The 17,858-nt window shown below is 72.8% G+C and carries 17 protein-coding genes; 9 read left to right on the top strand and 8 right to left on the bottom strand.

Annotated elements, in window-relative coordinates:
- The first annotated feature begins 54 nt into the window (after positions 1 to 54).
- A complete protein-coding gene (locus ACWCSV_RS33970) occupies positions 55 to 879 on the top strand; it encodes a VOC family protein (RefSeq protein WP_451149012.1) in 825 nt (274 codons plus the stop codon).
- 39 nt (positions 880 to 918) lie between these two features.
- Here ACWCSV_RS33970 and ACWCSV_RS33965 read toward each other — a convergent pair whose 3' ends face one another.
- The 3 genes from ACWCSV_RS33965 to ACWCSV_RS33955 all read right to left on the bottom strand — a co-directional run bounded on the left by ACWCSV_RS33965 (position 919) and on the right by ACWCSV_RS33955 (position 4,164).
- The gene (locus ACWCSV_RS33965; protein ID WP_451149010.1) at positions 919 to 1,422 is read right to left on the bottom strand and encodes a DUF6328 family protein; all 504 of its coding nucleotides are present in this window, start codon (positions 1,420 to 1,422) and stop codon (positions 919 to 921) included.
- A gap of 163 nt (positions 1,423 to 1,585) precedes the next feature.
- Positions 1,586 to 3,604 (bottom strand): ABC transporter ATP-binding protein, encoded by a 2,019-nt coding sequence (locus ACWCSV_RS33960; RefSeq protein WP_451149008.1) that lies wholly within the window; start codon positions 3,602 to 3,604, stop codon positions 1,586 to 1,588.
- A 38-nt stretch (positions 3,605 to 3,642) separates the two neighbouring features.
- Complete coding sequence (locus ACWCSV_RS33955; RefSeq protein WP_451149006.1) at positions 3,643 to 4,164, bottom strand: GNAT family N-acetyltransferase; 522 nt, start codon at positions 4,162 to 4,164, stop codon at positions 3,643 to 3,645.
- 226 nt (positions 4,165 to 4,390) lie between these two features.
- Here ACWCSV_RS33955 and ACWCSV_RS33950 point away from each other — a divergent pair, with 226 nt between their 5' ends.
- On the top strand, positions 4,391 to 5,968 hold the full coding sequence (locus ACWCSV_RS33950; protein ID WP_451149004.1) for an alpha-L-rhamnosidase-related protein: 1,578 nt from the start codon (positions 4,391 to 4,393) through the stop codon (positions 5,966 to 5,968).
- Between the two features lie 168 nt (positions 5,969 to 6,136).
- Here ACWCSV_RS33950 and ACWCSV_RS33945 read toward each other — a convergent pair whose 3' ends face one another.
- From ACWCSV_RS33945 to ACWCSV_RS33935, 3 genes are all read right to left on the bottom strand, one after another.
- Positions 6,137 to 7,069: a DMT family transporter gene (locus ACWCSV_RS33945; RefSeq protein ID WP_451149002.1), complete on the bottom strand. Its 933-nt coding sequence runs from the start codon at positions 7,067 to 7,069 to the stop codon at positions 6,137 to 6,139.
- Positions 7,070 to 7,211: 142 nt separating this feature from the next.
- On the bottom strand, positions 7,212 to 8,153 hold the full coding sequence (locus tag ACWCSV_RS33940) for a LysR family transcriptional regulator (protein ID WP_451149000.1): 942 nt from the start codon (positions 8,151 to 8,153) through the stop codon (positions 7,212 to 7,214).
- Positions 8,154 to 8,280: 127 nt separating this feature from the next.
- The gene (locus ACWCSV_RS33935) at positions 8,281 to 8,700 is read right to left on the bottom strand and encodes a DnaJ family domain-containing protein (protein ID WP_451148998.1); all 420 of its coding nucleotides are present in this window, start codon (positions 8,698 to 8,700) and stop codon (positions 8,281 to 8,283) included.
- 209 nt (positions 8,701 to 8,909) lie between these two features.
- Here ACWCSV_RS33935 and ACWCSV_RS33930 point away from each other — a divergent pair, with 209 nt between their 5' ends.
- The 3 genes from ACWCSV_RS33930 (at position 8,910) to ACWCSV_RS33920 (ending at position 11,373) form a co-directional block, all read left to right on the top strand.
- Complete coding sequence (locus tag ACWCSV_RS33930) at positions 8,910 to 9,509, top strand: hypothetical protein (RefSeq protein ID WP_451148996.1); 600 nt, start codon at positions 8,910 to 8,912, stop codon at positions 9,507 to 9,509.
- A complete protein-coding gene (locus ACWCSV_RS33925) occupies positions 9,506 to 10,312 on the top strand; it encodes a hypothetical protein (protein WP_451148994.1) in 807 nt (268 codons plus the stop codon). The genes ACWCSV_RS33930 and ACWCSV_RS33925 overlap by 4 nt, the downstream gene beginning before the upstream one ends.
- A gap of 323 nt (positions 10,313 to 10,635) precedes the next feature.
- Complete coding sequence (locus ACWCSV_RS33920; RefSeq protein ID WP_451148992.1) at positions 10,636 to 11,373, top strand: dienelactone hydrolase family protein; 738 nt, start codon at positions 10,636 to 10,638, stop codon at positions 11,371 to 11,373.
- Positions 11,374 to 11,888: 515 nt separating this feature from the next.
- Here ACWCSV_RS33920 and ACWCSV_RS33915 read toward each other — a convergent pair.
- The gene (locus tag ACWCSV_RS33915) at positions 11,889 to 12,764 is read right to left on the bottom strand and encodes an NmrA family NAD(P)-binding protein (RefSeq protein ID WP_451148990.1); all 876 of its coding nucleotides are present in this window, start codon (positions 12,762 to 12,764) and stop codon (positions 11,889 to 11,891) included.
- 123 nt (positions 12,765 to 12,887) lie between these two features.
- On the opposite strand from ACWCSV_RS33915, the gene ACWCSV_RS33910 reads away from it, so the two are divergent.
- The gene (locus ACWCSV_RS33910; RefSeq protein WP_451148988.1) at positions 12,888 to 13,790 is read left to right on the top strand and encodes a LysR family transcriptional regulator; all 903 of its coding nucleotides are present in this window, start codon (positions 12,888 to 12,890) and stop codon (positions 13,788 to 13,790) included.
- On the opposite strand, the gene ACWCSV_RS33905 is transcribed toward ACWCSV_RS33910, so the two are convergent.
- A complete protein-coding gene (locus ACWCSV_RS33905) occupies positions 13,787 to 14,596 on the bottom strand; it encodes a tyrosine-protein phosphatase (protein WP_451149014.1) in 810 nt (269 codons plus the stop codon). The two genes, ACWCSV_RS33910 and ACWCSV_RS33905, sit on opposite strands and share 4 nt — an antisense overlap.
- Before the next feature lie 448 nt (positions 14,597 to 15,044).
- Here ACWCSV_RS33905 and ACWCSV_RS33900 point away from each other — a divergent pair, with 448 nt between their 5' ends.
- From ACWCSV_RS33900 to ACWCSV_RS33890, 3 genes are all read left to right on the top strand, one after another.
- Positions 15,045 to 15,461: a hypothetical protein gene (locus ACWCSV_RS33900; protein WP_451148986.1), complete on the top strand. Its 417-nt coding sequence runs from the start codon at positions 15,045 to 15,047 to the stop codon at positions 15,459 to 15,461.
- Between the two features lie 221 nt (positions 15,462 to 15,682).
- Complete coding sequence (locus tag ACWCSV_RS33895; protein WP_451148984.1) at positions 15,683 to 17,536, top strand: methylmalonyl-CoA mutase family protein; 1,854 nt, start codon at positions 15,683 to 15,685, stop codon at positions 17,534 to 17,536.
- Positions 17,536 to 17,858 (top strand): methylmalonyl-CoA mutase family protein (locus tag ACWCSV_RS33890; RefSeq protein WP_451148982.1); only part of this gene is annotated, 323 nt, incomplete at its 3' end. The genes ACWCSV_RS33895 and ACWCSV_RS33890, both read left to right, overlap by 1 nt.

The raw sequence follows: 17,858 nt of genomic DNA, 5'->3' as shown, positions 1-17,858 counted from the left end.
GCTCCGCGGCGGCGGCATGTTCGGCCCGCCCGACCGGACGAAGGCAGTGTGAAGATGACCGGAAGCGATCCCCGTACGCCCCCCGCCGCCGCGCCGCTGACCGGCGCGGCGGCACCCTGCTGGGTCAACCTGCTGACCCGGGACCTGGAAGCGGCACAGCACTTCTACGGCGCCGCCCTGGGCTGGACCTTCCATCCCAGCAAGCTCGGGCCCGAGTTCTGCGTCGCCCGTCTGCGCGGGGTGCCGCTGGCGGGCATCGGCGGCGTCTCGTCCTCGTACCAGACCGCCGTCGCCTGGCTGCCGTACTTCGCCGTCCCGGACGCGGACGTCGCGGCCGGGCGCGTCCGCGAGCGCAGCGCGACGGTGGCGGTGGGGCCGCTGACGCTCAACGAGGGGCGCGGGGTTCTGGCGTCCGACCTGGACGGCGCGGTCTTCGGGCTCTGGGAGCGCCTCACACCCCCCTCTCCGCGGTCCACGCCCACGGACCGCTCGTACGCCTGGCTGCGGCTGCGCACGCGGAACGCCTTCGACGCGGCGATCTTCTACGGCGGGGTACTCGACTGGGCCAGCGGCCGGCCCGGCAGTTGCGAGGTCTCCTACGAGGAGGACGAGGTCATCGTGCGCTTCGAGGGCCGCCCACTGGCGCGGATCAGTTCCGGCGCGGTGGAGGCCTCACCCGATCCGGTCCTGCGCCCCCACTGGCAGGTGCAGTTCCTGGTGGAGGAAGTGGCCGAGACGGCGGAGGCGGTTCGCCGCGCCGGCGGCACGGTCATCGCCATCGACGAGGTCCGCGGCGGCACCGAGGCGGTGGTGCGCGACCCCGACGGGGCGGTCTTCGGCGTCACGGACGCCAGCAGCCCGGAGGCCGGCCTGACCTGAGCGCGGTCGGGCGGCGCCTCCGGGCGGTGTGGGGGCCGCTCAGGATGCGGACGGGTTGGCCTCCTGCCGGTTGTCGCGGGCGATCGCCCACAGGGGGAAGACGAACCAGCAGACGGCGAACCACAGCGCCATTCCGGCGACGAGCCAGAGCGCCAGCTGATTGTGGAGTGCCACCCGCAGGATGAGCAGCAGCGCGCTGCACATGGTGCAGAACAGCAGAACGAGCCCGAGTATCGTCAGCCGCGCCGCCCAGGCGACGGTCTGCGGCTTCATCCGGCGGCCGGAGAGCAGCCGGTGGTAGGACACGGGGCCGATGAGGGCCGCGGCCGTCGAGGAGCCCAGTATCACCGTGACGACGTAGATGACCCGGTCGGGGTCGGCCAGCTCGGCGAAGCGCGGCTGGAAGACCACGGCGAGCAGGAATCCGAACAGGATCTGCACACCGGTCTGCGCGACGCGGAGCTCCTGCAGCAACTCCCCCCACTGCCGGTCCGCGCGCTCCTCCGGGCTCTCCTGCCGTCCGTCGTCCCGAGCGACCGCCACCGTAGTTCTCCCCTCGTCGACAGGCCCGGCCGGGGTGATCCCTCCGGCCGGAGACCTACGCCTTCCCCTCCCTCGTACTGGTGAATCCTGGGATGGTCATACCGTCGCAGGCCCGCTCGCCGGGCCCCCTCCGGCGGGCGTAGGGCGGCCGTGGGGGAACGCGTCAGGGGTGCGGGCCCGCGAGATCGGCGGGGGCCGTCCGGGCCACGGGGACCTCGGCGGCGGTCACCCCGTACTGGGCGGCCTGGATCCCGTACAGGGCGCGGAACGTCCCCGGGCCGGGGTGGTCGACCGACATCAGCGCGTCGAAGGACCCGCTCTCCACGACCTTGCCGCCCTCCAGTACGTGGATCTCGTCGGCGGCCCGTACGCTGCCGAGCCGGTGGGTGATGAGGACGACGGTCTGGCCGGTGTCGGCGAGGCTGCGGATCTGCTCGAAGAGCTGCTGTTCGGCCCTGGCGTCGAGGGCGCTCGTCGGCTCGTCCACGACCAGGACCTCGCCGCCCCGGTAGTGGGCCCGCGCGATGCCGATGCGCTGCCACTGGCCCCCGGAGAGCTGGTGGCCGCCCTTGTAGCCCCGCGCGAGCAGGGTCCGCCAGCCGCGCGGGAGCCCCTCGATCAGCCGGTCGGCCCCGGCGTAGGCGGCGGAGCGTTCGAGGCGTGCGGTGTCGAAGGGCTCGTCGGTGCGGCCGATCCCGACGTTCGCGGCGGCGGTGAAGGGCCACTGGTAGAAGTCCTGGCCGACCACGGCGACCCTCGACACGAGCTCCTGCCGGTCGGCCTCGCGGGCGTCGACGCCGTCCCAGAGGATGCGGCCGGAGTCCGGCTGGTACAGCCCGCACAACAGCTTGACCAGCGTGGACTTCCCGCTGCCGTTCTCTCCCACCAGCGCCACGATCCGGCCGGTGGTGAGGGTGAGGCTGAGGTTTTCGAGGGCCGGGCCGTTGTCCTTGCCCGGATAGGTGAAGGTGACGTCCTCGAACCGGATGTGGGCGGGGTTCTCGGGCAGCGGCGCTCCGCCGACCGGGATCGCGCGGTGCACCGCCTCCTCGCAGAGCCGGTCCAGGTCGCCGACGAAGAGCGACTCCTCGTGCAGGGAGTTCACCTGGAGCACGAGGCTGTCGAGGCTGGAGGAGCCGGTGCGGATCGCGAGAACGGCCGTCCCGCCCACGGAGAGCGCCATCGTCCCCGTCCAGAGCAGGCCGCCGAGCGTGGCGTAGGCGGCGACGGTCGCGAGCCCGGTCCAGCCGGCCGCGATCAGCCCCGTCCGGGCGGCGAGCCCGGCGAGCCGGGTCTGCTCCTTCTCCGAGCTCTCCGACATGGCGCGGAAGTGCCGCAGCAGGAACGGGCCGACGTGGTGGACCCGCACCTCGGGGGCGGCCTGGGTGTCGATCAGCAGACGGCTGATCAGGTTCGACGCGCGGGCGTGCTGCACCCAGGCGTGGAAGGAGAGGTACCGGCGGCGCGCCACCGTCAGCGCCGCCCACGCGCTGGGCACGGTCATGGCGACGAGCAGGGGCAGCAGCACCGGGTGGAGCGTGGCGAGCACGCCCGCCGCCGCGACCAGGGACATCAGCGCGTTGATGACGTTGGTGCAGTAGCCGATCATGCGACGGGCCGAAGTCGCACCGTACTGGGCGCTGTCCAGCAGCTTGTGGAACTCCTCGTCCTCGACCGCCTCCAGTTCCACCTCGGCGGTCCGGGCGAGGTAGCGCTCGGTCGCGACGCGTTCGACCTTCGGTTCGAGGCGTCCGGTGCCGGCGGTCGACGCTGCCCGCAGCAGCGCTCCCGCCAGCGCGGCCAGGGCCACCACCACGAGCGCGGGGGCGGCGGCCCGGAGCCGGTCGGCGGTGTCACCGCTCTCCAGGAGACGGGCGAGGACCTTGTTGACGGCGACCAGGGCGACCGCCTGGACCGCGCCCCGGCCGATCTCGGCGAACGCCACCAGGCGCAGCGCCCCCGGGTCGGCCTCCCGGGCCAGCCGGACGGTCGAGAGCAGCAGATACGGCATCCGGCGGACCATCGAGCGCAGGTCGAGCTGGAGCACCGCGTCGTCGTGCCTGCTGAATCCCATGTCGTAGCGGAGCGGTCCGCCGAAGAGCAGCTCCTCCGACGCGGACGTGTCCTCCGGTGGTGCGGTCTTCCGGTCACGAGCGGGCCACCAGGCCGTTCGACGCTTCATGTGCCACCCCCGGGTTCACTCTCCCAGGCGGGCACCGCTCAGGCGATGGGGAGCATCAGTTCGGGCCGGTCCCACATCACGTACGGCGGGGTCGCGGGTGCGGTGCCAGTACGTTCGGCGCCGACGCTGCGGTAGAAGCCCTCGGAGGGCGGGTGGGAGACCACCCGGACGGCGTCGAGACCGGCGCGGCGGGCCTCTTCGCGCAGATGCGCGATCAGACACCGGCCGATCCCCCGCCCCTGGGCGCCGTCGGCGACGAACATGAGGTCGAGCTCGCCGGTGGTTCCGCCGGGGCCCTCGGGCTCGTGCGGATGCGAACCGGGAGCGGGGTCGAGTACGAGCGAGTAGAAGCCCAGCACCGGACCGTCGGGTCCGTCGACCGCGACGAAGACCCGGTGGGCCTCGATGTAGTCGGGTCCGACGCGGTATCCCTCGACCATGGGCGCCCAGTGGCCCTCGTACGCCCGTGAGGTCCGGACCAGTCGGGTCAGCCGCCTGGCGTCCTTGGCGACGGCCCGTCTGATCCGCACCTCATCCGGGTCGGTGCTCCGTGCGTCCATGGGAGCAGTATCGCCCGGGCCCCGGACGGACCGTGGCCGCCGGGTGCCCGCGCGGACGTCTCCGTGTCGGCGGTCGCCGCGCGCGGCGGCTCCGCCCAGGGAGACCCCGAGGCGCTGCTCGGCGGGACCGCCGCCCCCTTGCGGCTGATCAGCACGGGTGACCGCACCCGCTCCCCCCTGGTGACTCGACTTCGGCAGGGAGGCCGGCGGCAGGATCCGGATACGGGTGACCGGCGCCTCCCCCACCCCGCCCACGCTGCACGTGTGTTTCAGCGAGTCCCGGCAGTTCGCGGCCACTGCGGCGCAGCCCAACGGTGGGGAGGACGCGGTGGCGCCCGGCTGCGACACCGCGAACATCTGGAACGGCTACCCCGGCCTGCCGTACACCTACGACACGGACAGCCACTCGCTCGTCATCGACCCGGACGGGCTGCCGTCGGTGCTGTCGGACGGCCGGACGCGCGGCGGTTTCCGGTACGCGACCCTCTTCCTCGACGGGGCGGGCTGGGTCGGCCTCGGCCAGGTGTCGCTCGACTTCGGCGCGGCGCCCCGGCAGACCGACCCCGGCGATTACCAGGGCTGGTTCCTCTCCAGCGACGACGAACTCAACAAGATCTGGTACGCGGGCGCCTACACGGTCCAGATGGACACCTGGAACTCCGGCACCGCCAAGAGCTGGCCGTACGGGACGGGAGAGGCCGACAGCGCCGACGCCCAGGTGCCCGGCGTCCGCCCCGGCGAGGAGGTGATCCTCGACGGGGCGAAGCGGGACCGCATCGTCCGGCAGGGCGATCTCGCCGTACAGGCTCCGGTGACCTGTCTCAGCACCCACGACGTGCGCGCGGTCGACAACTCCCTGTCCTCCCTGGCCTCCCAGCAGCTGCCCAACGGCTTCCTGCCCGCCGCGAGCCTGGTGGGGCAGCACAACCAGGACGAGATCACCGCCTACGGCGAGTACGTCACCTGGTTCATCCGCAACCCCTACGAGCACTGGCTGCACACCGGTGACACGGCGTATCTGACCACGTGGTGGCCTCAGTTGGTCCGGGCGGCCGACTGGCCGGAGTCGGTGCGCGCCGAGGACCCGCAGGGGCTGATCGCTTTCGGGAACGCCGGGTCCTGCGGTCACTACGGCTACAGCGACTGCGGTCACGAGACCTATGTCGACGCCCTGTACAAGCGGAACCTGGACGACATGGCCTCTCTGGCCACCGCCCTCGGCGACACCGCGGGGGCCGGTGTCTGCGCCGCCCGCGCCACCGAGGTCGCCAGGGCCGTCAACGCCCAGCTCTGGGATGCCGTCACCGGCGCCTACCGGCTCTCGCGTGAAATCACCGACGCGTACCCGCAGGACGCCAGCGCCACGGCCGTCCTCGCCGGCCTCGCGGACGCCGACCGGTCGATCCGCGCCATGGACTGCCTGCGGCGGAACAACTGGAGCACCTACGGTGCGCTGACCGTCTCGCCCAGTACCCCGAACGCTTCCATCAGCCCCTCGTACGAGCCGCTGCCCAGCGGATTCGAGGTCGACGCACGGCTGAGCGTCCCCGATCCCGCAGGCGGCCGGCAGCGGGAGGCACTGCAGCTGATGCGCACGTTCTGGGGATACCAGCTGAGCCAGGATCCCGGTGGAACCTTCTGGGAGAAGGCCGACCTCGCAGGAGAGCCGGGCATCAAGCAGTGTCGGTCCAGCTCGACGGCCGCACGGTCTGGAACGGCAGGCGAGCGATGGGCGGTGCCCATGTCACGAACGACGGCACGAACATCCGTGTCGAGGGCGTTCCTTCGGGGCACCACACCCTGACGTCCCACAATCTGTGAGCATCCGTGCTCCCTGTCCGGTGCGTCGGAAGAGGCCTGCCTTCAGCACCTCGGAGTCCCCGGTCCCCGCAACTCCCCATAGAGCCGGGCGTTGCGGGGACCGCGGGAACCGGCAAGGCCGCGCGGGGCGGTGACCGTCCCCGCCGGGCGGCTACGGTTCCACGGCGGCGCCGCCGACGTGCGGTACGGCGGCCTCCGCCGGCTCGGTGCGGTCCCGGGGCTTCCGGCGCAGGAGGCCGGTGGCGGCCAGGACGGCCGCGGCGCCCGCCCAGACGGTCCAGCCCAGAGGTTCGTCCAGGACCAGGGCGCCGAGAACGACGGCGACGGCGGTCATCAGATAGGTGACGGTCGAAGCGACGGTCGCGCCGTCCTTGATGATCAGCTCGAAGTTGAGCAGAGCGGCGGCCCCGGTGCACACCACTCCCAGAATGATCACGGAGATCACCGAGTCGGTGCGCCAGTCGACGGCCCGCAGCCCCAGGAAGGGGAGGGCGAGGAGCAGGATGCCGGTGGCGACGGCGAGTTGGCCGCCGGCCAGCACCAGCGGGGGAATGCCCCGTCCCACCAGGAACCTGCCCATGTAGGCGAAGCTCGCCCCGAAGCTGACGGAGCCGAGCAGGAAGCAGAGGACGCTTCCCCCGCCGCCCGTGCCGGACCCGTTCCACGGGGAGGCGATCAGGGCGGTCCCGGCCAGACCGAGCAGTACGCCGGCCGCCTTGGCGCCGGTGACGCGCTTCTCCGCGGCCAGCAGCAGGGTGGCGGCCAGGGTCCAGATCGGTGCGCTTCCATTGACCACCGCGGCCACCCCGCTGGAGCCGGTGCGCTCGCCCTCGGCGTACAGGGTCCAGGGGACGGCGTTGCCCAGCAGCGCCGCCACCGTGATGTGGCCCCAGTACGAGGCGCTCCTGGGGAGGCGGAGTCCCTTGGCCCGGGCGATCGCGAGGACCACGGCGGCGCCGAGTGCCAGCCGGACGAACACCATCTGGACGGGAGAGAATCCATAGCCGGAAATCTTGATCCACAGAAAGACCGAGCCCCAGATCAGGCTCAGTGCGGCGAGCCGCGCGTACGTTGCTCTGGACATGGGAATGCCCGCCTCCGGGACGGAAGGTGTCGGATGGACCGGCGGGATGCGCCGGGGAATGAACCGGCTCCGACCTTGGCATTCCGTTCCCCGGAGGTCCATCCACGTCTGACGGCGGGTACCGTCCAGAAAATATGGATGGTCAGGCGGCCGACCCCACCTCCGTGACACGGCTCCGGCCGCGCACCGCCCCGGTGGCGGCCTCGCGCAGCGCTTCCAGGACGGCGGCGATCTCCGGCGCGGTCCGGCTGCCCTCACGGACCGCGGCGAACACCCGGCGGCTGGGCGGCGCCTGCGCGAAGGCCCGTACGACGACTCCGGGACGGGGAGCGGGGCGGGCCAGCCGGGGCAGCAGGGCGACACCGAGGCCGAGCCGGACGGCGGACAGGGTGGCCTCCCAGTCACCGATGGCATGGGACTCCCGGGGGCTGAAGCCGGCGGCCGTGCAGGCGGCGACGCCGATGTCGTGACACATCCCGGTGGTCGCGAAGATCCACGCCTCGTCCGCCAGGTCCGCGAGCCGCAGTCCGGACCGGTCGGCCAGCGGGTGGCCTTCCGGCAGCGCCACGTCGAACGGGTCCACACACAGCGGCTCCCGGTGGAAACGGGTGCCCTCTCCCCCCGGACTGTGCGCGGTGTCCGCGGAGATCACCACGTCGGTCTCACCGCGGTGCAGCATGGCGAAGCTCTCCGGCGGATCGGCCTCGGCCAGCACCAGGCGCAGTGCCGGCCGTTCCTTCTTGAGGCGAGCGACCGCGGGCAGGATGAGCGCCGACAGGGTGGTGGAGAATCCGGCAACCGCCACCTGCCCGCACGCGCCACCGTGGTGCGCGGTCAGTTCGGCCCGCATCTGCTCGACCTGCTCGAACAGGGTGTCGGCGTGGCGCAGCACGATCCGGGCGGCGGGGGTGAGCCGCAGCCGCCGCCCGGCGGGCTCGGTCAGCCGTACGCCCAACTCCTTGCCCAGGGCTGCGATCTGCTGGGAGACGGCCTGGGGCGTGAGGTGCAGTGCCTGGGCCGCCGCGGCGATGGTGCCGAGCCGGCTCAGTTCCCGGAGCACCCGTAACTTGCGCAGGTCGAGCATGTCCGCGAACTCCCCGTTCTTCGGCGCTTCCTCGTCGCTTCTTCGGCGCTTCGCCGCTGCCGCTGCCGCTGCCGCTGCCGCTGCCGTGAGCCTCCTCCCGTGCGACGTCACCGCCCGGGTGACCGGCTCAGGCGGACCGTTCCTGGCGCTCCGCCCGTGCCGCGCGCCATTCCTCGACCGCCTTCCCGACGTCGAAGCGCCCGAGGTTGAGCGGCGGGCCGGGCGGGGGCATCCGTACGGCCTCGTCGATCTTCTCGTTGATCGCGTCGAGCAGTTCCCGCACCTGGCGTTCGGAGACCGCTTCGGTGATCGCGCGACGGACGTCCTCCGCCTCCTTGCGCAGGGCGAGGGCGGGCGGCAGGGCTGAGAGTCCTTCGCGCTGCATCTTCTCCTTGATCCACCAGTCCTCGTCGTAAGTGCGTCCCAGCCCGGGAAGCGGCTTGCCGAAGCCCGGCAGGGAGGCGAAGTCGCCACGCTGCTCGGCCTCGTGGATCTGGCGGTCCACCCATGAATCGAAACTGACGCCAGGGGGCTTCCGATCGGTCACGGGACACCTCTTCCTTGCTCCGGCCAGGACCCTTCCACGGTACCTGGGGCATCTCTGTCGGAACCGTGCTGTCTCGAACTGCTGGTCGGGGGTACACGACTTCACGCACCCCGCTCGGCCGGATCAACCGGCCGGAGCCCGGACCGGAGGGAGTTGACCACTGTGCGAGAGAACTGTGTACCGGACAGCGAACGGGGGGAGCGTCGATCATGACGACCGTACTGATCATCGTCGGTGTCGTCGTCCTCGCGGCGATCGCCGGTTGGTTCCTTCTGCGCGGACGGGCGACCGGCGGAGCCGGATTGAAGCGCCGTTTCGGACCCGAGTACGACCGGGTGCTCGCCCACCACCAGGGCGACACCAAGCTCGCCGAGCAGGAGCTCGAAGAGCGGGTGAAGCGGCACGGGTCGATCAGCGAGCGGCCGCTGCCGGCCGAGGCTCGGGAGCGGTACACCGCGCGCTGGACCCGGGTGCAGGAACGGTTCGTCGATGCTCCCGAGGACGCGGTCGCGGAGGCCGGTGACCTTCTCGACGAGCTCTCCCGGGAGCGCGGTTTCCCGGAGGCGGGCAGTTTCGAGGACCGCGCGGAGGCCCTTTCGGTCCACCACGCCACGCAGGTCGACGCCTACCGCCGCGTGCACACGGCGCGCGACGGATCGGGCGGCACCGAGGAGCTGCGCCAGGCCCTCGTCGAGGCCCACGCGCTCTTCGACACTCTGCTCGGGAAGCGGACGGCTGAACCGGCCGAACGAGGCCGGACCACGGACATGAACAAGCAGCACCATGCGAAGGGAAGTGTGACGTCATGACGTACGGATCTTCTACGAACGATGAGCGGATCAACGGCGAGCGGACCGACGGTGAACGGTCCGGCCGGGCGACGGACACCCGTCGCACGGACGACCGGACGCGGACGACGGTCCCCGAGACCTCCGCCACCACCGCCGTTCCGGAGAGCGCCGCGGGCCCCAAGCCCGCCCGCTCCCCCAGGACCGCCGGCGACCCCGCCGACCGCGCCGACCGGAACCTCGCGGCGGATCGCGCCGACCGTACGGCCGGCCGTACGGGTACGACGGACGCGGCGGACACCGACCGCACCGGCGCCCTCGGCGCGAAGCGGGACGCGGACCACGCGACCCCCGCGGACCGCTCGAACAGCACGGTCCGTACGGAGGGTACGGACCGCACGGATCGTGCGGAGGGCACGGACCGCGCGGGTCGTACGGAGGGCACGGACCGTACGGACCACGCCGGAACGCACCGGGACACCCTCGGCACAAGCGCCACCTCCCGCACCTCCGGGTCGGCCGTGAACGGCCGTGACCACGACGGGGCCCTGCTCGGGGAAACGGACCACGACGAGCTGGAGCGGCGCATGCGGCACGCGGTCAGCGACTTCGTCGAGGACCCGCGGCGCGCAGTCCGGGAGGCCGGCGAAACCCTCGACGCGGTGACCCAGAACCTGGTCAAGGCACTCACCGAGCGGAGCACCGCACTGCGCAGCGCGGAGCGGGCGGACGACGCGGACGGGCGGAACGGCGAGCGGACGGAGGAGCTGCGGATCGTGCTCCAGCACTACCGCGACCTCACCGACCGGCTACTGGCGGTCTGACCCGCCCGGGTCCGCCCACTGGGGCCCGGAGCCCGGGGGCCCGAACACCGGGCCCCCGGAACACGAGCGGCCGGGAGGCACACGGACACACGTCCGCGTGCCTCCCGGCCGCTGGGGCGTTCCCCGTCCGCGCACCACGGCGTGGAGACGTACCGACCCGCAGGGTTGTCGGCACGGCTGAGAACCTGGCGCGCATCCCGCCGTACCTGACCGGGCACGTCGGCCCGTGAGCCCTCGCCGTATGTCCGAGGGATGCCCGCGCTGTTCTGCCGGCGGCAGAACACCGGCCGGAGCGGGCTCGACGATCACTACAGTCCGGTCCCATGACGACGATTGGGACGCGTACGGTCGAGTATCCGGCCGACGGTCTGACGATGATCGGGCACCTCGCGCTCCCGGCCGGTGTCGGCCGCCGGCCCGCTGTGCTGCTCGGACCGGAGGGCATGGGGCTCAGCGACGTCGAGCGCCGCCGGGCCGATGCTCTCGCCGAGCTGGGATACGTAGCGCTGGCCTTCGACCTTCACGGCGGGCGCTATCTGGGCGACCCGGAAGAGATGCTGGCCCGTTGCCTGCCGTTGCTCGCTGATCCCGGGCGGATGCGGGGCATCGGACATGCGGCACTCGACGTGTTGCGCGCCGAACCGCGGACCGCCCCCGACCGGATCGCCGCCGTCGGCTACGGCACCGGGGGCGCCGTCGGGCTGGAACTCGGGCGCGACGGCGTCAGCCTGCGCGCGATCGGGACGGTCAACGCACTGACCACGGGCCGGCCTGACGAGGCAGCGCGCATTCGCTGCCCGGTGTGGGCCGGGGTCGGGTCGGAAGATCCGATCATGCCGCCGGCCCAACGGAACGCGTTCACCGCTGAGATGCAGGCCGCGGGCGTCGACTGGCGCCTCACGGTCTACGGCGGCGCCTTGCACGCCTTCCACCACCCACCGGTCGACCACCCCGTGGTCCCCGGCGTCGGCTACCACCCACAGCACGCGCAGCGAGCCTGGCGCGACGTCGTCGACCTGCTCACCGAGTGCCTGCCCGTGACGGAGGATCGGGGGGCATGACCCCGGCAGGCATGCTGGCGCCAGGCCCGTAGATCTGGACGGCTGGACGCTTCAGCGGCTACGTCACAGCGCACCGACGCGGAGGACGGCACCTGGACCCCGATGCCACCGGCCCGCTCCCGCCACACCTCTGTCCGCCCCGTGGAGTCCCTGGAGTTCCTGGAGTTCCTGGGTTCCTGGGGTTCCTGGGGTTCCTGAAGTCCCTGAAGTCCCTGGAGTTCCCGGAGCGACCCCGCCCGCCCCGTAGTCGACTCGGCCCACCCGACACGCCGTCGCACGCCGCCGCACGCACGTCCGGGCAGATCGGGGCCTCGAAACCATCCCCTTGCCCCTTCGGCCCGTATCTCGGTCGCACCCCGTTGACCGTCGCGTGCGGTGCGGCATCGGTGGTGGTTGCAGGTGCGTGGGCATGGCCAGGATCGGACCGACGTACGCGGCGGAGCCTGCGCGTACGCCGTGGCGGGGCCGCTCTCCTCGGAGCCGGCGGCTGCGCCGGCCACCGACCGGCCCGCCGGTCAGGAGGGGAGGGCCGGCTCGAGGATGTCCTGGCACCACTGACGGAATCCGGTGGCGGCGGCCCGGTCGCGGGGTTCGGCGTCGTAGATTCCGTTGTTCTGGGCACTGACCATGTCGGCCATGTCCTGGGCCAGCGCCGGGCTCGCGCCGTGCTGCACCATGCCGGCCCGGAAGTCCGCGAGCGGGATCTGCTGGTAGCGCACCGTGCGGCCCAGGGTCTCGGAGATGATCTCGGCCATGGCGTCGGGGGTCAGGCTGTCGGGGCTGACCACCGGAACGCGGGCCTGTCCGCTCCAGGCGGTGTCCAGCAGGAGCGCTGCCGCCGTGGCAGCCACGTCCCGGGTGGCGACGGTCAGCAGCGGCCGGTCAGCGTTGTTCGCCATGGAGAAGACCCCCTGCTCCGTGATCGGCTGGATCTGACGGAGCAGGTTCTCCATGAAGAACGGCAGTGCCAGGGCGCGGTACCGCACGCCGGTACTCGCGATCAGCTCGTCCATGTCGAGCGCGGCCGACAGGAGTCCGGCCTCGTCCCGGTAGCCGTGGCCCAGCGAGGTGACGTGCACCATCCGTACGCCCCGGCTCGCGGCCTGCTGGGCCGTGGCGCGGGTGAAGTCCAGGTAGTAGCGCCCGGCGGGGCCGGCGTCACGGAAACCGGCCGGGGGCACGAGCCAGAACAGCCGGTCGGCTCCCTCCAGCGCCCTCGCGGTCGTATCCCCGTCGGCGTGGGAGCCCTCCACCACCTCGACCCGCGCACGCACGTGCTCCGGGAGGCGGGAGGGGTCGCGGACGATCACCCGGACCGGCTCTCCGCAGTCCAGAACGCGGTCCAGGACCTGTCGGCCGATGTCACCGGTCGGCGTAGTGATGACGATCATGAGTGCCTCCATGCGTGGCGGTGGGCGGCGATCCTCAGGGGCGCCGGTTGGTCACTTTCGAGTGAACGCGGAGCAACGGCGCGGGTGAAGGACCAATCCGATCGTGATTGATACCCTGGCGATATGAGTGAACTGGAGGTGCGGCAGCTCCGCTACTTCGTCGCGGTCGCGGAGGAGCTGCACTTCGGGCGTGCCGCCGCCCGGCTGGGCATGGCGCAGCCCCCGCTGTCCCGCGCCATCCGGGAGCTGGAGCGGCAGCTCGGCGTGACGCTGTTCGAGCGGACCACCCGGCAGGTAGGACTCACCGGCGCGGGAGAGGTCCTGCTGCGCGACGCCGGAATGGCCCTGGAGGCGGTCACCGCAGCCGCTCACCGCACTCGGCACGCGGGCAGCGCCTCGCCCCGGCTGCGCATCGCGCTCAAGGCCGACATCGACGGCGGCCTCCTGCCGCGGATCCTGGACGCCTACAGCACCGATCCCGCCGCCCTGCCTCCCGAACTGGTCCTCGGAGGGTTCGGGGAACAACCCCAGGCACTCCGCGACGGTCTGGCCGACGTAGCGCTCGTGCTCTGCCCCATGGACGACCGCGGGCTGGACAGCGAGCCGCTGATCACCGAGCCGGTCCTGGTCGCCATGGCGGCCACCGACCCGCTGGCCGCCCGGACCCGACTGCGCCTGGCGGACCTGGCCGGCCGGAACCTCCCAGGCGGTGCGCCGGCCAACGCGGGCCGCACCGCGCCGCACCGGCCCGGGGCGACGAGTTCAGCCTCCAACTTGTCGGAGATCTTCAACCTCGTCGAAACGGGCAGCACCGTGTTCTTCGCACCCGCCTCGGTCGCCCGGCGCAACCCGCGCCCCGGGGTCGCCTACCGGCCGGTCATCGACCTGCCCGACTGCACCCTGGCCGTCGCATGGCCCCAGGAGGCCCGTTCACCGGCCGTCGCCGCCCTGGTACGCGCCGCCTGCACGATCGCCGCCGAGCAGCGCACACGGGCAGACCCCCGGACGCCGAGCGCGACCGCCTAGACCGGTACGCCGACAGGGACGGTCAGCTCCTGGCGCAGCCGCTCCACCACCGGCTCCGGCAGTCGCAGCCCGCTGCGCACATAGCCGTCGAGCCCGCCCCACCGCTCCTCCATCGCGTCCAGCGCCACGTCGAGGTAGTGGGGCCGCGCCTCGATGACGGCGGAGGCGATGGCCGGATCGCCTCCCGCGTCGAGGAAGCGCTGCACGGAGGGGGCGAAGGCGAGACGCACGGCGGGGTTGACCGCGAGGAACTCGGCCCGGACGGTCTCCCGGGACGCCCCCAGGACCATCAGCAGCACCGCGGTGGCCCAGCCCGTGCGGTCCTTCCCCGCCGTGCAGTGGAAGAGCACCGGCCGGGCCGACGCGTCGGCCGCCGTCTCCAGGAAGGCGCGGTAGGCAGCCGCCGCTCCCGGGGAGAGCACCATCTGGCGGTACGTCTGCGCGAACACCTCCTCCGCCCTGCCCCCGCCCAACGCCTCCTCGGCGGCGGCCGGATCGGCGAGCAGGGCCCTGAGCCGGGCCGGGGCGACCCCCGGGTTGCCGCCCAGCACGTCGGCGACGAAGAGTCTGGCTCTCGGGGGCAGCCGGTCCGGGGCCCAGTGGCGTTCGTCGGCGGTCCGCAGGTCGACGACCGTACGGACACCGAGGGCCGCGACCGCCAGGTCGTGCTCCGGATCGAGTTCGCTCAGCTGGCCCGAACGCAGGAGGATGCCCTGCCGCACCCGCTGGCCGTGACCCAGGGCGATGCCGCCCAGATCCCGCAGATTGACGACGGTGGTGGCCGGGACGGCCCGGGCGGTCTGCACGATGAACTGCCTCTTTCCCGACGTTTTACGCATTTAAGTATCAACGTCGCATGTCAGGGGTGATTCGACAACGGAGAATGCCGGGGCGGACCGGCCCTTCGACGCCGGGAACGCGGCCCGTACGGGCCTCCGGTGCAAGGTGGTCGGCGCACCCGCCGAGCCGCCCGTGGGCCGGGTCCCGCACCGCCGGACCCCGCACACGCCCCACCCACGTCAGGCCCACACCCGGTTCGCCGGCGGCGGCGGAATCCCAGGCCCCGATCCGGGCACAGGCCGAATCACCCGATCGAATGAAGGAATGAAGATCCATGATCCGGTGGATGCCGGCGGAGTGCCCGTCTGCACAGGAGCCGAGGAAATCGGCCGGACCGCTACCCTTCGGCCACGCCCATCGGAGGCGCGGCTCGCTCCATGGCCGGCGGGCCGCAGGAGGAGGAGTGAGACGCGCGTGACCGAGCACGGATTCGACCCGCCGACGAAAGCCCCTCCGGAGGTGGTCGCCCGGCGGGACGCGCGGGCCGACGAGGTGTGCCGGGCCCTGGCCCTGGCCGGGATTCCCGTGCACCGGGGAGACGTCGGAGGCGATGTCGAGGACAGGGACGGGGCGGAGGTCCACGTGGACCCTCTCGCGGTCGGCGGTGTGCTGGTCGAATGGAACACGGCGGCGGAACTGACCGAGTCCGCCGTGGACCTTCTGACGGCCGGAGTCGATCCGTCGGCCCTGCCCGACGCGATCCGCCACTACGAGACCGTCCACGCCTCCATGCGGGGCGCCCTGCTGGAGATCCTCGTCTCGGCGGGATTCCCGGCCGAGCAGGCTGACCCTCACACCTACGGGTCCGCAGTCTTCGTCAAGGATCTCTGACGCTCTCCGGCCCCGGCGACCTGCCCCTTGACGACGACGGACGTGACCTCCTCCGCGGACCGGGACGCCCCACCCGGCGCCCCCCGGCCCCCGGTCAAACCCGCAGCCGCCCCCTGCCGCCCCGCGGCACGCTCCGTGCGTGCCCGGATGCGCACCGGAGAGGGATAGGTCACAGCGACATCCTCTGCTGGTCCCCCACCGAACTGCCCTAGCATCTGGGCATGACGGTCCTGCCCGCTGACGGGCTCCCCCTGGCCGCCGAGTTCGCTGACGCCTCCCCGGAGCAGTGGCAGACCCTCGTCGAGGGTGTGCTACGCAAGTCGGGCAAGGACGTCACGGGTGAGGCCGCGCTGGAAGCCCTGTCCACGACGCTGGAGGACGGGCTCACCACCCGCCCCCTGTACACCTCCCGCAACAGCGCGCCCCCGGCCGGTCTGCCCGGTTTCGCGCCCTTCACCCGGGGTGGCGGACCCGCCGGGAACGCGGCGGGCGGCTGGGACGTACGGCAGCGCCACGCGCTGACCGATCCGGTCCGGCTGAACGAGGCGCTGCTCGCCGATCTGGAGAACGGCGTCACCTCGCTCTGGCTCGGTGTCGGTGGCCCCGGCGGTGTACCGGTCTCCGGGCTGGACCGGGCGCTGGACGGCGTCCTCCTCGATCTCGCGCCACTGGCCCTCGACGCCGGGGACGACTCCGGCGCGGCGGCGGCGGAGCTGGTACGGCTGTACGCGGACCGGGGGGTCGCCCCGGAGGCCGTACGCGGCGGCCTCGGCATCGATCCGCTGGGCGGGTCGGCCCGTACGGGCGACACGCCCGATCTGACCACCGCCGTCGAGTGGGCCGCGCGGTGCGCCGGGGAGTATCCGGGGCTGCGGGCGCTGAGCGTGGACGCGCTGCCCTACCACGAGGCCGGTGGCGGCGTGGCCCAGGAGCTGGGCCTCTCGCTCGCCACCGGGGTGGCGTACCTCCGGGCGCTGACCGCCGCAGGTCTGTCCGTCGAGGCGGCCTGTTCACAGCTGGAGTTCCGTTACGCGGCGACCGCCGACCAGTTCCTGACGATCGCCAAGCTGCGGGCCGCGCGCCGGCTGTGGGCGCGGGTCGCGCAGGCCTGCGGTGCGCCCGGCGCGGGTGCCCAGCGGCAGCACGCGGTGACCTCGTCGGTGATGATGACGCGGCGCGACCCGTGGGTGAACATGCTCCGCACGACGCTGGCCTGTCTGGGCGCGGGGGTCGGCGGCGCGGACGCGGTGACGGTCCTCCCCTTCGACGAGGCGCTCGGGCTGCCGGACGCCTTTGCCCGTCGGATCGCACGGAACACCTCGACCATCCTGATGGAGGAGTCGCACCTGGCCCGGGTCGTCGATCCGGCGGGCGGCTCCTGGTACGTGGAGCGCCTCACCGAGGAACTGGCCGTCGCCGCCTGGGCGTTCTTCCAGGAGATCGAGCGCGCGGGCGGACTGGAGGCGGCCGCCGGATCGGGTCTGGTCGCCGAACGGCTCGCCGCGGCCTGGGAGAAGCGCTCCCGCGACCTGGCACGCCGCAAGGAGCCGGTGACGGGGGTCAGCGAGTTCCCGCACCTGGACGAGCGCCCGGTGGAGCGCGAGGCGGCACCCGCCGCCCCGTCCGGCGGCCTGCCGAAGGTCCGCCGCGACGAGGCCTTCGAGGCGCTGCGAAGCCGGTCGGACGCCCATCTGGCAGCGACCGGGGCCCGTCCGAAGGTCTTCCTGGCGGCTCTCGGCCCCGCCTCGGCGCACACCGCCCGGGCCTCCTTCGCCGCGAACCTCTTCCAGGCGGGCGGCGTCGAGGCGGTCCACCGTCCCGTCACCGTGGACGCCGCGACGGTGGCCGACGCGTTCGCCGCGTCCGGCGCCGGGATCGCCTGCCTCTGCTCCTCCGACACGGTGTACGAGCGGGAGGCGGCCGGGGTGGCCGCGGCGCTGGTGGCCGCGGGAGCCGGACACGTACTGCTCGCCGGCCGCCCCGGCGAGGTGGACGGGGTCGACGGCTACGTCTTCGCCGGCTGCGACGCCGTCGCCGTGCTCTCCTCCGTACTCGACCGACTGGGAGTGGCGTGATGCAGAACCCCGAGATCCCCTCGGCAGCCGGGAGCCACGCGAGCCCCGTCCCGGACTTCTCCGCCGTCCCACTGGACGTGGGCACTCCCCCGGCCCCCCCGGCCGACCGCTGGCGGGCCGCGGTGAAGGAGTCGACCGGCAGCTCGGTCGACGACCTGCTCTGGGAGACCCCGGAGGGCATCACGGTCAAGCCGCTGTACACGGAGGCGGATCTGGAGGGCGTGGACTTCCTCGACACCTTCCCGGGTATCGCCCCGTACCTGCGGGGTCCGTACCCGACGATGTACGTCAACCAGCCGTGGACGATCCGTCAGTACGCCGG

The organism is Streptomyces sp. NPDC001770 (genome assembly GCF_053596135.1).
Note: the sequence above shows the minus strand (reverse complement) of the source record. Positions and strands in the feature narration are given on the sequence as shown.